This window comes from Ruegeria sp. HKCCD7303 (assembly GCF_013111185.1).
GTDB lineage: Bacteria > Pseudomonadota > Alphaproteobacteria > Rhodobacterales > Rhodobacteraceae > Ruegeria.
Window position 1 is genome coordinate 514,496 of sequence record NZ_WVRE01000002.1, and the last position, 13,078, is coordinate 527,573.

A 13,078-nucleotide genomic window follows, 5' to 3' on the forward strand; every position below is an offset into this window, starting at 1 on the left:
TTTTTTCTTGAAACTAAACGAGCAATTCATGCGATACCTAGTTCTCAGCGCAGTTCTTGCCTTCGCCCCGCTGTCACTGCTTGCCGACCCGCTGCCTAGTTGGACCAATAGTCATGCCAAAGATCAGATTGTCGCTTTTGTTGACGGCGTGACCAGCCAAGACAGTCCCAACTATGTTACCCTATCCGACCGGATTGCCGTGTTCGACAATGATGGAACGCTTTGGGCCGAGCAGCCGGTATATTTCCAGTTCATCTATGCCATGGACCGTCTTGCAGAAATGGCCGAGCAAGACCCATCGATCCTGTCAACGCCTGCTTTGAAAGCTGCGGCCGAAGGGGATTTGGCCACGGTTCTGCAAGGCGGCCATGACGCCCTGATTGAAGTCGTAAACGCCTCGCACTCAGGCAGCAGCGTCGACGCGTTTCAATCTTCCGTGTCGAACTGGCTGGCCACCGAGCGCCACCCGGATACCGGCCTGCCCTATGACCAGATGACCTATCAACCAATGGTAGAACTTTTGCGCTATTTGCGAGATGAAGGGTTCACTACCTATATCGTCTCAGGCGGTGGCCTGCATTTCATGCGTGTCTTTGCCGAAGAAGCCTATGGCATTCCACCCAATCAGGTTTTGGGCACTTATGGTAACACCAGCTATGAGGTGATTGATGGCAAGCCGACGATCGTCAAGGCGCCGGGAATCGCGTTCATTGATGACAAAGAAGGCAAACCCATCAACATCGAACGCACAATTGGCAAGCGCCCGATTCTGGCCGGGGGCAACTCGGACGGTGATTTTGCGATGATGGAGTGGGTGACCGCTGGTGACGGCCCCCGACTGGGCGTGCTGATCCACCACACAGATGCAGACCGCGAATGGGCTTATGATCGTGAAGGCCTTGTTGGCAAGTTGGCTGACGGGCTGGACAAAGGCCCGAATATGGGTTGGGTCATTGTGGATATGGCGCAGGATTGGACTCGGGTCTACACTGGGGCAAACTGACAAACCCGGAGCCTTAACCCTATGTGGACATTGCTTGTTTCTGCCGTCGTCTTTGCCCTCTATGCGACGGCAGCGGTGTTTGTCGTCCGCGCTGCGCAAACAGCGCGGACCCCTCAAGGTGCCGTTGGGTGGGTCGTGTTTCTGGCCTCAGCCCCCTTTATCGCAGTGCCCGCCTACCTGTTTCTAGGCCACCATCGCTTTCGCGGATACCGCATCGCACGTCAGGAAAGCGAACGCGTTGTCGAAGGCATCAAAACCTTCGCCGATTATTCAAAACCCGATCCGTCGCGCATGTCGATCAACCCGCGCCCGTTCGAAGTTCTGGCGCATTTACCAGTTTCACGCGGGAACGGGGCCGAGCTGCTGATTGATGGGCAAGCCACATTTGATGCGATTTTTGACGCCATTGACTCAGCCAAAAGCTATATCCTTATTCAATTTTATATCGTGCGCGCTGATGAATTGGGGCTGAGGCTGCAGGAAAAGCTGATCGCTGCGGCGAAACGCGGGGTGCGCGTCCGTTTCATGGCCGACGCAGTGGGCAGTTACGGCCTCCCCTCGGATTATCTTGGGGCACTTCAGGAGGCCGGGATTGACGTGGCCAATCCGAAGGATCAGCGCGGCCCCAATTTCCGATTTCAACTCAACTATCGAAACCACCGCAAAACCGTGGTCATCGATGGGGAAACCGGATTCATAGGCGGCCACAACATTGGCGTGGAATACCTGGGACAGGACAAGCATTTCGGTCATTGGCGCGATACGCATCTGAAAATGACCGGCCATATCGTCCGCCAACTGCAGCTGATCTTCACCGAAGACTGGCACTGGGCCCGTAACGAAGATCTGATCGACGAATTGGACTGGGCGGGCTCAGAGGCCGAGCAAGACATGAACGCCTTATTGGTTGCCACCGGCCCCGGTGATGAAACGGAAACCGGTGCGATGATGTTTTTTGCCGCCATTGCCGCAGCCAAGGAAAGGCTCTGGATCGCTTCGCCTTATTTTGTGCCGGATATCGACGTAACGACTGCCCTGCAACACGCGGCAATGCGCGGCGTGGACGTACGAATTCTGGTACCGGACATGATCGACCACCGCTTACCCTGGCTGGCCGCGTTCGCCTATTTTGACGAGGTCCGTGACTGCGGCGCGCGTATTTTTCGCTATACCGACGGCTTCATGCATCAAAAGGCCTTTGTGGTTGATGACACGCTTGCGGCGGTAGGCACCACCAATCTGGACAACCGCTCATTCCGGCTGAATTTCGAGGCGATGGCCCTGTTCTTTGATGTCAGGGCCGCGAACCGGGTCGCAGACATGCTGCAAGCAGATTTCGAGAACAGTTATGAACTGACGCGCACGCTGGCCCAGCAACCTGCTCACATTCGCTTTGGCTCTCCCCTGGCACGGTTGTTTGCACCGATCCTTTAGGAAAAGAACTTTTCCTGAAAGACCCGTGTCATCATTGCGACTAGGTAAGCCGTCGACAGACCAAAGGCCAACAGTCCGGCGACCGACGCGAAAGAGCCAAAGATACGCAACCCTTCACCCAGCACGATGTCGCCGTAGCCCAATGTCGTGAATGTCACCAATGAAAAATAAATGGCCGTATTCCAATCCGGCAGCACCTCAAGCAGTACCCACACGATCGCCCAAATCCAGACCTGTATCGTGTGCGTCGCGACGATGAACGCCAAAGATACTGCAATGGGCGCAGCGGTTCCGACATACACACCTTTGTCCGCCCATTTTTTGTCCCAATTGATAATCGTGACGGTGCACCAGGTCAGCAACAGGATTTCGATCACAAAGCAGAGCCCGAGAAAGGTACTGCCCCAAATGATCTGATGCAGCAACGTCATGTTTTTCATCCTGATTTACGGCAGTGGATCTTCAGGGCAGAATGACCTTTTGAGTTACAAGGCACAACCCCGGCCAATACCAAGTTCACCTGCGGCGAATGGAACCGGGTGATGGTCTGCACTGGACAGTTTGGATTTCCGCCGCAAATTCTTGGAAGAAAAGAAAGCAGATCATGTTGTTGACCATCGACCGTGTCCAGAAAACCTATCCCGGCGGACGACCGGTGCTACGCGATGTTTCACTGGATCTGGATCAAGGTCAAACGCTGGCCCTGACCGGTGAAAGCGGAAGCGGGAAAAGTACCCTTTTGAACCTTGCCGCAGCTTTAGACAGCTTTGACGGTGGTGAGATCACGTTGGACGGGACGCGTTTGTCCACGCTGGATGACGCTGGCCGGGCGCGATTACGTCGGAATCAAGTGTCGCTGGTGTTTCAGCAGTTCAATCTGATCCCGTCTCTGAACGTTGCGCAAAACCTGTCGTTTCACGCCCGTCTTGCCGGTGTAGAAGATACCACTTGGAACAGTCATCTCGCCGAACGGTTAGGCCTATCCGATTTGCTGGGCCGCTTCCCCGAAAACCTGTCGGGCGGTCAACAACAACGGGTCGCCATCGGGCGGGCCATGGCCGCGCGTCCCAATTTGTTGCTAGCAGATGAACCAACGGGTAATCTGGACGAAACCGCCAGCGAAACTGTGTTGGACTTGATGTTGTCGCTAGTGGCAGATACCGGCGCCGCGCTTCTGTTGGTGACGCACTCACAGAAAATTGCCGGTCGATTGGATCGCCAGGTCAAGCTGAGTGGCGGGCGTATCCAATGACATGGGCCACTGTTCAGGCGTTGCTGTCCCATTGGCGGGTACATCGCTTGCAATTGGCGACTTTGCTGATCGGCATCGCTTTGGCCACCGGTTTGTGGTCAGCCGTCCAAGCCATCAATGCTGAGGCGCGCGCAAGCTATGCCCGTGCCAATGCGCAATTGGCTGTTGGGCAATTTGACGAACTGCGTGACCCCTCGGGGCCTATTCCGATGTCCCGCTATGTCGAACTGCGTCGTGCGGGTTGGCAGGTTGCCGCCGTACTTGAAGGCCCCTACCGCGTCGGTGGGCGAACCTTGCGCCTGATGGGCGTGGACATGGTAGCCTATCCGGCCTTACCCGCCGTGACCGAAGCGGAACAAAGCGCAGAAGCGACCGAGCCCGCCGACATGCTTACCGCTCCAGGTCGCCTACTTGCATCCCCGGAATTACAGCCTTTGCTGAGAGGGCAAACTAACCTTCCGCCTGTTCTAATCACATCGGCCCTGCCCCCGGACGTTATCCTGACGGATATAGGCGTGGCCGAGCGACTTCTGAACCAACCGGGCGCAATCTCGAGGCTGGTCGTGTTGCCGAACCAACCACGTGATCGTTTGCCCTTGAACCAGATCGCACCCGAGCTAAAGCGGATTAGCCCTACAACACAAGTTGACACCGCACGGCTGACCGACAGTTTCCACCTGAACTTGTCAGCCTTTGGCCTACTGTCCTTTGCCGTTGGTCTATTCATAGTGAATGGCACCGTTGGTCTGGCCTTTGCCCAGCGGCGTGGGATGATCCGCACTTTGCGTGCGTTGGGCGTTTCGATGCGGCGTTTGGTTTGGCTGATCCTGACGGAACTGACCGTGCTGGCCCTGATTGGCGGCAGCCTTGGGTTGCTGTTGGGTTTCTTTCTGGCCGGAGCGCTGCTGCCAGACGTCGCGGCCACCCTACGCGGGCTTTATGGTGCGCCTGTAACAGGACAGCTTACGCTCCAACCTAAATGGGTTTTGGCCGGGCTCGCTATGGCCGTATTTGGGACGTTGCTGGCCAGCGGCCATGCGCTATGGCGCTTGTCCAACATGCCTTTGCTCGAAGGACCGGGCGTTCAAGCGTGGCAGAGCAATTCCCGCGCACGCCACATCACCGCTGCGCTTGGTCTGATCCTGGTCGTCGGCGGGGCGTTCGCTTACATCAGTGTCGGAGGGCTGGTTGCAGGGTTCGTGCTGCTGGCTGGGCTTCTGACAGGTGCCGCGCTGTTGCTGCCCGCTCTTTTGGCCACGGCGCTGTCTGCGTTGGCTCGCACGGCGCGCGAACCTGTTTCGCAATGGGTCTGGTCTGATATGCGGGCGCAATTGCCTGGTCTGTCATTGGCCTTGATGGCGCTTTTGCTGGCGCTGGCGGCAAATATCGGCGTGAGCACAATGGTTTCCAGCTTCCGGTTAACATTTGTAGGCTGGCTGGACCAACGACTGACGGCCGAGCTCTACGTGACCGCGCGAGATGAAGACCAAGCGCGCGAGATCACCACTTGGTTACGCCCACAAGTCGATGCCATCCTGCCGATCCGAAACGTGGAACTGTTCCATGAAACGGGTCCTCTTTTCTTATACGGCGTGGTCGATGATCCCGTGTACCGGCAGCACTGGCCGTTGATTGCCTCAACCTACTCCGTTTGGGATGACGTGATGGCCGGAAACGCAGTGCTTATCAACGAACAACTGGCGCGCCGCGCGTCTCTTTGGCCTGGTGATGAACTGAAACTGTCCTCTAAACACTATCTGCCGATTGCTGGCGTCTATTCCGATTACGGCAACCCAACCGGGCAGGCGATCGTGTCAATGGCGCAGCTGGACCAAATCGCACCAGGGGCCGAGATGCGGCGGTTTGGCGTCAGAATGCCCCCAGAGGGCGCGACTGCGATGGCTCAAAACGTACGGGAACAGTTTGCCCTGTCGCCGCGCGTGGTCGTGCAACAAGCCGCGATGAAGGCGCAATCACGTGCGATTTTCGAGAAGACCTTTGTTGTGACCTCGGCGCTTAACGTTCTGACCCTTGGCGTGGCTGGTTTTGCCATTCTGACCAGCCTATTGACCCTATGGACCCAACGACTGCCGCAAATCGCCCCGGTTTGGGCTTTGGGGCTGAATCGGGCGCAATTGGCGCGGCTGGAGCTATTGCGCAGCGTGCTGCTGGCCGCACTGACCGCCTGTCTGGCCCTGCCGCTGGGGCTGGTTCTGGCCTGGGTTCTACTGGCGGTGACCAATGTACAAGCGTTTGGCTGGCGTCTGCCGATGTTCTTGTTCCCTTGGGACTGGCTGTGGCTGTTCGTGCTGACCTTGCTGGCTGCGCTTATCGCTGCCGCCCTGCCCGCATTACGAATGCTGCGCCTACCCCCTGCTGATTTGCTGAGAGTGTTCGCGAATGAACGTTAAAACCCTTCTACTTTGCTTGATGACCTTTTTCCCGCTACCGCTCTGGGCCCAGGGGTATGCCGGATTGGGTGGGTCCGCCGAGGGCTTTGACGTGCCCAAAGCGGGGTATGCGTTTGATTTCCCGAAAGATCACGGACCTCACCCCTCTTATCGGATTGAATGGTGGTATCTGACGGCCAACCTCAAAGGTGAGGACGGGCGCGATTATGGAATTCAGTGGACCCTGTTCCGGTCAGCACTGAAGCCGTTTGAGACGGATGACTGGCAAAGTCCACAAATCTGGATGGGTCACGCAGCCACAACAACGCCCGACGGGCATTTCTTTGCCGAACGTCTTTCGCGCGGTGGGATCGGTCAGGCAGGCGTAATTTCTCAACCCTTTGAGGCGTGGATCGACGAATGGCGTATGGCCGGTCCAGATTTCGACACCCTGACTCTCACGGCCAACGGAGAGGATTTTGGCTATGACCTGTCACTGACTGCTCAAGGGCCATTAGTGTTTCACGGTGATGCTGGCTATTCCGTGAAGTCAGCCGATGGTCAAGCCAGCTATTATTATTCGCAGCCCTTTTACGCGGTTGAAGGTGTCCTTAGACTGCAGGGCGGTGATGTACGCGTCACCGGACAGGGGTGGCTGGACCGCGAGTGGTCTTCGCAGCCGCTTGCCGCAGATCAAAGCGGATGGGATTGGTTTTCGCTCAGCTTCGAGGGGGGCGACAAGATGATGGCTTTTCGGTTGCGTGGGGGGCGTGGGGATTTCACCTCGGCCACATGGATCAATGCCGATGGCAGCACCGAAGCTATCCCCAACGGCACTGTCCAATTGACCCCACTGCGAACCGATCAGGTCGCAGGGCGCGAGGTTCCAACACAGTGGCGCGTCGTATTGCCGGATCGAGGTGTCGAAATCGAGGTCTCAGCCCTGACCCCCAACGCATGGATGGGAACCCGCTTTGAGTATTGGGAAGGCCCTGTCACCGTAACCGGCAGTCAAGAAGGTATCGGATACCTTGAGATGACAGGGTATTGAAACGTCAAGCTACGCAATCGGCTCAGCGCACGACGTAAACCGAAACCGTCGAATGTCGCACCACGCGCGAGGCATTGGGGCCAAGAAGGTAATCTTTGAAATCCGGTTTATGCGCGCCGATCACAATCAGATCTGATCCAGCGCTTTCAGCAGTTTTCAGGATCTCCTGATAGGCCGTTCCTGTCGCGACGACGTGGCGAATATGCTCATTCCGCTCTGCCCCAAGAGCCTTGATACACAGGGCGGTCAGAGTGGTCTGCGCCTCTTCCAGTGCTTTGTCGTGGAAGTCGGGCTCAAAGAAACCCGACACCCAGCTCTCACCGAAATCCGGTAACACTGTCACAACATCCAACTGCGCGCCTTCCAAATCCGCAAGAGCAGCCGCCTTTTGGAGGACCGGCACATCAATCTCGCCATTGCTGATGTCAATGGCACACAGAACCGAATGTGTCATGCAAGCACCTCTTGTCTTGCGGCGCGGCCGCGTTGCAACAGCGCGATAAGGCCCAGAAGAACCATCGCGGGAATATAGATCAACTGCTTAGGTGGCTGGCTGGATGGCAGGCTGACCGAGGTCAAACGCACGGCCTCATCCCCATAATAGTCGAAGTTGCCCAAATCGTCCGCAACAGGTGTGCCAAACAGCGGTTCTTCCAACTTAACCAGACCGTCCTCGGGGAACAGCAGCAGGCCCATCGCCTCCACCCGTGCAGCACCACCTTCTTCTTCGCCCACGGTGACGACAACGGTTGTATCCACCATTTCAAGCGTATCGAAGTCAGGCCCGGACACCACAAGCCGCATCTCTGTACCGGGTGGAACCTGACCGATTGTCTCTTCGAACGCAGCAGGCTCAACCGTCTGGAACGGAGGTGAAATGCGGTCCATGAAGAAGTCCGGCCTGAACAAGGCAAAGGCCACAAAGATCAGCGCGATGCTCTCATAGATCCGGCTGTGCGTCAGGAAGTAACCCATTGTACCGGCGGTAAAGACCAGAATGGCTATGGTCGCGAATATGGCGACGATTATGCCTTCGACCCATGTCACATCGATCAACAACAGGTCCGTGTTGAAGATGAACACAAACGGCAAGGCCACGGTGCGCAAGCTGTAGAAGAACGCAGTGAAGCCGGTTTTGATCGCGTCCCCGCCCGAGACAGCAGCGGCCGCGAAGCTGGCCAGACCCACAGGCGGCGTCACGTCCGCCATGATGCCGAAGTAAAAGACAAACAGGTGGACGGCGATCAGAGGAACGATCAGCCCGCTTTGCGCACCCAGTTCGACCACAACGCCCGCCATCAGCGAACTGACGACGATATAGTTCGCCGTGGTCGGCAGGCCCATGCCCAGGATCAGGCTGAGGATACCGACCATGATCAGCATCAGGATCAGATTGCCGCCCGAAAGGAACTCGACCAGATCGGCCATAACCTGTCCTACACCGGTCAGCGTCACCGTACCCACGATCACACCCGCCGTGGCGGTGGCCAAAGCGATCCCGATCATGTTCCGCGCCCCGTCGATCAGGCCCTGCCACAGGTCAGCCACACCGTCGATAAAGCGATTGTACACATCGCTTTCGCCGCGGAAGATCGCCTTGAGCGGTTTTTGCGTCAGCAGGATCACGAACAGTAACGCGGTTGCCCAAAAGGCCGACAAACCGGGAGATTTCTGTTCGATCATCAGGAAGTAGACCAGCACGATAATCGGCAACAGATAGTGCAGACCTGCCTTGTAGATGTCAGCAATGACCGGCAGTGTGACTTCTTTGGCGTTTGGATCGTCGGGCTCAAGATCCGGCACCTGAGCGGCCAGATAAAGCAGCACAACATAGATCGCGCAAACGATCAGGCTGAGGATCAATCCCGCCGCCGAAGGTGCCCAACTGGTCACCGCATCCACCGGAAATTGCGAGCTATAGCACAGACCGGCAAACACCAAGAAGAAAGACAACATGCCGACTACGGTCCGCGCCAAATGCACATCCCGGTCGCCCAGAGTTGGCATGTTCCGCTTAACCGCTTCAAGATGGACGATATAGACCAGAGCGATGTAGGAAATCGCAGCAGGCAGGAAGGCGTGGGTAATGACCTCGACATACGAGATGCCCACATATTCCACCATCAGGAAGGCCGCAGCGCCCATAACCGGTGGCATGATCTGGCCATTCACCGAAGACGCAACCTCGACCGAGCCAGCTTGTTCGCTGGAAAAGCCCACCCGTTTCATCAACGGAATGGTGAAGGTGCCGGTGGTTACAACATTGGCAATCGACGAACCCGAGATCAGGCCAGTAGCAGCCGAGCCCACAACAGCCGCCTTCGCAGGACCGCCACGCAGATGGCCAAGCGCCCCGAAGGCCATCTTGATGAAATAGTTCCCTGCCCCGGCCTTATCCAACAAGGCCCCGAACAATACGAACAAAAAGACGAATTTCGTGGAAACGCCAAGTGCGATGCCAAACACGCCTTCGGACGTGATCCACATATGGCTCATGGCCTTTTTCAGGCTCGCGCCCTTCCAGCGGATCACCTCGGGAACGTATTCGGATGAACCAAAGAAAACATAGGCCAGAAAGATCGTCGCGATGATCGCCATGGCTGGGCCAAGCGCACGACGCGCGGCCTCAAAAAGCAACAGCAAACCGCCCAGAGCGACCCACTTGTCCGTATCATCGGCCAGGCCGCCCGCATTGACGATCTTGTCATAGAAGAAATAGCCGTAAAGTGCGACGAACGCGCCCAAAAGACCCATAATCCAGTCCTGGATCGGGATATAACCGCGCGGGCTTGATTTTAACGCCGGGTAAGCCGCAAAGGCCAGGAACATCGCAAAGGCCAGATGGAACTGACGCGAGTTGTTCACAACGCTTCCGGGAAGAACATAGTTCGAAATCGGCGAGGCCAGAACAACCTGAAAAATCGACCAGATCGCCGCCACGATGGCCAGAAATATCCCTACATTCCCGACTGGATTACGCCCACCGGCGTCGGAAGATGCGACCAGATCCTGAAGCTCTTCTTCGGATAGCGGACGATTGGATTGTGTGTCGGAACTCATGCAATGTCTCCCCGTCACGGCCTTTTTCGGCCTTTTGGAACCCCGTTTAACACGGGTTGCGTGCAGGGCGCCCGAGGGCACCCTGCGTCAGGTCTGGCTTACTGAATCCAGCCTTTTTCTTTGTAGTACTTCTCGGCACCCGGATGCAGCGGTGCCGACAGGCCGTCCGCGATCATCTCTTCAGGCTTGAGGTTGGCAAATGCAGGGTGCAGCTTTTTGAAGTCATCGAAGTTCTCGAAGACCGAGCTGACAACCGCGTACACAGCGTCTTCCGACACGTCCGCCGAAGTCACAAAGGTTGCGCCCACACCAAAGGTCGACGTGTCGCCGTCAGATCCACGGTACATGCCACCGGGAATGGTTGCGGTGCGGTAGAACGAGTTGTCGTTGACCAGTTTGTCCACAGCTTCCCCGCTGACATTCACCAGAACCGAGTCACACGCGGTGGTGGCTTCTTGAATCGAACCCGAAGGGTGACCGACGGTGTAAACCATCGCATCGATCTGGTTGTCGCACAGTGCGGCCGACTGTTCAGCCGCCTTCAGTTCGGTCGCCAGTTCGAAATCGCCCGTGGTCCAGCCCATTTCACCCAGCAGAACCTCCATTGTGCCCCGCTGACCGGAACCGGGGTTGCCGATGTTGACGCGCTTACCTTTCAGATCTTCGAAATTGGTGATGCCGGAATCTGCGCGGGCCACAACGGTGAACGGCTCGGGGTGAACCGAGAATACCGCACGCAGGTTTTCGAACGGGCCAGCCTCTTCAAACTTCGAGGTGCCGTTATAGGCATGGTACTGCCAGTCGGACTGCGCCACACCAAACTCCAGCTCGCCTTCGCGGATGGTGTTGATGTTGTAGACCGAACCACCGGTCGATTCGACCGAGCAGCGCACGCCATGTTCCTTGCGGCCCTTGTTCACCAGACGGCAGATTGCGCCCCCTGTCGGGTAATACACGCCGGTTACGCCACCGGTGCCGATTGTGATGAACTCTTCCGCATATGCGGCCGGCGCCATCATGGCTGCGGTCACAAACGCGCCGAGGCTCAGTTTGCTGCTGTTTTTCATGTGTTAACTCCCACTTTTTTATCTGGCAGTTGGAACCCAAATAAGTCGTCCTGCTCAGGGAAGCGTGCCGATAATACAAACCGGCCCGTCCCGCAACAGGTACAACTCTTTGAATTTTCCATTGTCTCCCAACCCTTAAGAGGTTTCATTCAGAGACACCGATTGTCAAGGCCAGCGCCAAGATTGATCCCGCCAATCCGCATATATGAGCTTAATTTCCAAAGTTTCCCCTTCGGCCTGCCAGAAACCATCCTGTTTTCCTGGCAACACTTTAAGTTCAAACATACGCCTCATTCCTGGCGCAAATAACAGGCACCTGCACGCCAGGTTCGGTCATAATGATTGCCCATTTTGCCGGACCGAGCGAACAGAAAACCCCCAAATTTGGAACTCGAAATGGCAAAGAAATACCTCTGCGTGCTCGCAATAACAGCGATGGCGGCCACTCCGGCTTTGGCCAAGAGCACACTACACAACGATGATTTTTCGTTGGAATGTGTCTCGGATGTAGATGGCAGCAACGTTACATTGAAAAGGTCAGGCGGTTCGGACAAAGGTTTCATTTCCACAGGTGATCTTGAAGGCGAGGCTGCAATTTACCCTGTCGGAGAATCGATGACATTTCTGCTGATGCAGGACGGACAGGTCGTCACATTTGTGGTGAACTACGACAGTTTGAAATACGATATGATGGTCAAAGGTGCGGCCCAGAAATTTGATCGCGGCACCTGCCCCGCGTCCTGAAGCACGCACAAGGCCGAAGTCTATACTTCTCTTACACTGTGTTGATTTCAACTGGTGGAATTCAGACGCACGGTTGAAACAGAAAAAGCGGCGCAACTGCGCCGCTTTTATCTTTTATTTCTGAATGTTAGGCCGATGCCTTAAAGATTTTATCTATGTTGCTACCCAAAGCTGTATTGAACTCGGCATCAGATTGCTGTTTCGACAGACCTTCAGTCAGCGCACGCGAAAACGACGCGATCATCTTGCCGTTCTGACCCAGCAGATCACACGCTTGTTCGGTCGAATACCCACCTGACAAAGCAACGACGCGCACGACACGCGGGTGATCAGCCACTTCATCATAAAGGTTTGCCGTGCTCGGGATCGTCAGTTTCAACATGACGTCCTGCCCCTCGGTCAACTGATCCAGGTTATTCAGGATTTCTGCCTTCAGGATCTCTTCCGCCTCGGCCTTGGTTTCCGAGTTGATGTTGACCTCGGGCTCGACAATCGGAACCATCCCTGCCGCAACAACCTCGCGGGCCACGTCAAATTGCTGTGCCACAACGGCAGCGATGCCTTCGGCGTTGGCTTCATGAATTACCGAACGTTCCTTGGTGCCAAACACACCCTCTGCCTTGGCCAGCGTTTCGGCCAGACCCGGGATCGGTTTCATCATCTGGACGCCATTGGCAGTCTCTTCCAGACCTTTGTCGATTTTCAGGAACGGAACGATGCCTTTGACCGACCAAAGGTAATCTGCAACCTTGCGGCCGTCGATTTCTTCACCCAGCGTACGTTCGAACAGGATCGCACCGATCACTTTGTCCTTGGTGAAATCGTCCGCCAGAATGATCCGCGCGCGCATGTTCTGGATTTCGCCGAACATCTCTTCTTCCGACGCGTAAGCCGACGCGTCCACCCCATAAAGCGCCAGCGCCTTTGGGGTCGATCCACCGCTTTGATCCAGTGCGGCGATAAAGCCTGCTCCGTTGGACATCTGCGCGCGCTGTTCTGCTTTGGACATAATGATTTCCCGTTCAAGAATGATTCCGATTTCATTCCTCGCATACAGCACGGCGATGGACGATGGTA

11 protein-coding genes are annotated in these 13,078 nt (G+C 56.3%); 6 read left to right on the forward strand and 5 right to left on the reverse strand.

Going from position 1 to position 13,078, the window contains the following annotated elements; all coding sequences use genetic code 11:
* Positions 1–28: 28 nt before the first annotated feature.
* The gene (locus tag GS630_RS07185) at positions 29–1,003 is read left to right on the forward strand and encodes an HAD family phosphatase (RefSeq protein WP_171711933.1); all 975 of its coding nucleotides are present in this window, start codon (positions 29–31) and stop codon (positions 1,001–1,003) included.
* A gap of 21 nt (positions 1,004–1,024) precedes the next feature.
* A complete protein-coding gene (gene cls / locus GS630_RS07190) occupies positions 1,025–2,437 on the forward strand; it encodes a cardiolipin synthase (protein ID WP_171234217.1) in 1,413 nt (470 codons plus the stop codon).
* Here cls and GS630_RS07195 read toward each other — a convergent pair.
* A complete protein-coding gene (locus GS630_RS07195; protein WP_171234216.1) occupies positions 2,434–2,868 on the reverse strand; it encodes an ion channel in 435 nt (144 codons plus the stop codon). The genes cls and GS630_RS07195 overlap by 4 nt on opposite strands.
* 173 nt (positions 2,869–3,041) lie before the next feature.
* Between GS630_RS07195 and GS630_RS07200 the strand changes: the two genes are divergently transcribed.
* The 3 genes from GS630_RS07200 to GS630_RS07210 are packed head-to-tail and all read left to right on the forward strand — an operon-like array spanning position 3,042 to position 7,130.
* Complete coding sequence (locus tag GS630_RS07200; RefSeq protein ID WP_171234215.1) at positions 3,042–3,689, forward strand: ABC transporter ATP-binding protein; 648 nt, start codon at positions 3,042–3,044, stop codon at positions 3,687–3,689.
* Entirely contained in the window at positions 3,686–6,100 is a 2,415-nt protein-coding gene (locus tag GS630_RS07205; RefSeq protein WP_171619088.1) for an FtsX-like permease family protein, read from the forward strand. The genes GS630_RS07200 and GS630_RS07205 overlap by 4 nt, the downstream gene beginning before the upstream one ends.
* The gene (locus tag GS630_RS07210) at positions 6,090–7,130 is read left to right on the forward strand and encodes a lipocalin-like domain-containing protein (RefSeq protein WP_171174170.1); all 1,041 of its coding nucleotides are present in this window, start codon (positions 6,090–6,092) and stop codon (positions 7,128–7,130) included. The genes GS630_RS07205 and GS630_RS07210 overlap by 11 nt, the downstream gene beginning before the upstream one ends.
* A 22-nt stretch (positions 7,131–7,152) precedes the next feature.
* On the opposite strand, the gene GS630_RS07215 is transcribed toward GS630_RS07210, so the two are convergent.
* The 3 genes from GS630_RS07215 to GS630_RS07225 all read right to left on the reverse strand — a co-directional run bounded on the left by GS630_RS07215 (position 7,153) and on the right by GS630_RS07225 (position 11,257).
* Positions 7,153–7,584, reverse strand: a complete 432-nt coding sequence (locus tag GS630_RS07215) for a universal stress protein (RefSeq protein WP_171619090.1) — start codon at positions 7,582–7,584, stop codon at positions 7,153–7,155.
* On the reverse strand, positions 7,581–10,190 hold the full coding sequence (locus GS630_RS07220) for a TRAP transporter permease (protein ID WP_171237534.1): 2,610 nt from the start codon (positions 10,188–10,190) through the stop codon (positions 7,581–7,583). Before GS630_RS07220 ends, GS630_RS07215 begins: the two co-directional genes overlap by 4 nt.
* A gap of 98 nt (positions 10,191–10,288) precedes the next feature.
* Positions 10,289–11,257: a TAXI family TRAP transporter solute-binding subunit gene (locus GS630_RS07225; protein ID WP_171089876.1), complete on the reverse strand. Its 969-nt coding sequence runs from the start codon at positions 11,255–11,257 to the stop codon at positions 10,289–10,291.
* A 396-nt stretch (positions 11,258–11,653) separates the two neighbouring features.
* Here GS630_RS07225 and GS630_RS07230 point away from each other — a divergent pair, with 396 nt between their 5' ends.
* Positions 11,654–12,001 carry a hypothetical protein gene (locus tag GS630_RS07230; RefSeq protein ID WP_171174175.1) on the forward strand — a complete coding sequence of 116 codons (348 nt, stop codon included), beginning with the start codon at positions 11,654–11,656 and terminating at the stop codon, positions 11,999–12,001.
* Positions 12,002–12,128: 127 nt separating this feature from the next.
* Here GS630_RS07230 and GS630_RS07235 read toward each other — a convergent pair whose 3' ends face one another.
* Positions 12,129–13,010, reverse strand: coding sequence for a fructose bisphosphate aldolase (locus GS630_RS07235; protein ID WP_171619092.1), 882 nt, complete (start codon positions 13,008–13,010; stop codon positions 12,129–12,131).
* Positions 13,011–13,078: the final 68 nt, after the last annotated feature.

Excerpts from the sequence above, each read along its gene's own strand:
- GS630_RS07185 (WP_171711933.1), top strand. The coding sequence starts at position 29 with ATGCGATACCTAGTTCTCAGCGCAGTTCTTGCCTTCGCCCCGCTGTCA.
- cls (WP_171234217.1), top strand. The coding sequence starts at position 1,025 with ATGTGGACATTGCTTGTTTCTGCCGTCGTCTTTGCCCTCTATGCGACG.
- GS630_RS07195 (WP_171234216.1), bottom strand. The coding sequence starts at position 2,868 with ATGACGTTGCTGCATCAGATCATTTGGGGCAGTACCTTTCTCGGGCTC.
- GS630_RS07200 (WP_171234215.1), top strand. The coding sequence starts at position 3,042 with ATGTTGTTGACCATCGACCGTGTCCAGAAAACCTATCCCGGCGGACGA.
- GS630_RS07205 (WP_171619088.1), top strand. The coding sequence starts at position 3,686 with ATGACATGGGCCACTGTTCAGGCGTTGCTGTCCCATTGGCGGGTACAT.
- GS630_RS07210 (WP_171174170.1), top strand. The coding sequence starts at position 6,090 with ATGAACGTTAAAACCCTTCTACTTTGCTTGATGACCTTTTTCCCGCTA.
- GS630_RS07215 (WP_171619090.1), bottom strand. The coding sequence starts at position 7,584 with ATGACACATTCGGTTCTGTGTGCCATTGACATCAGCAATGGCGAGATT.
- GS630_RS07220 (WP_171237534.1), bottom strand. The coding sequence starts at position 10,190 with ATGAGTTCCGACACACAATCCAATCGTCCGCTATCCGAAGAAGAGCTT.
- GS630_RS07225 (WP_171089876.1), bottom strand. The coding sequence starts at position 11,257 with ATGAAAAACAGCAGCAAACTGAGCCTCGGCGCGTTTGTGACCGCAGCC.
- GS630_RS07230 (WP_171174175.1), top strand. The coding sequence starts at position 11,654 with ATGGCAAAGAAATACCTCTGCGTGCTCGCAATAACAGCGATGGCGGCC.
- GS630_RS07235 (WP_171619092.1), bottom strand. The coding sequence starts at position 13,010 with ATGTCCAAAGCAGAACAGCGCGCGCAGATGTCCAACGGAGCAGGCTTT.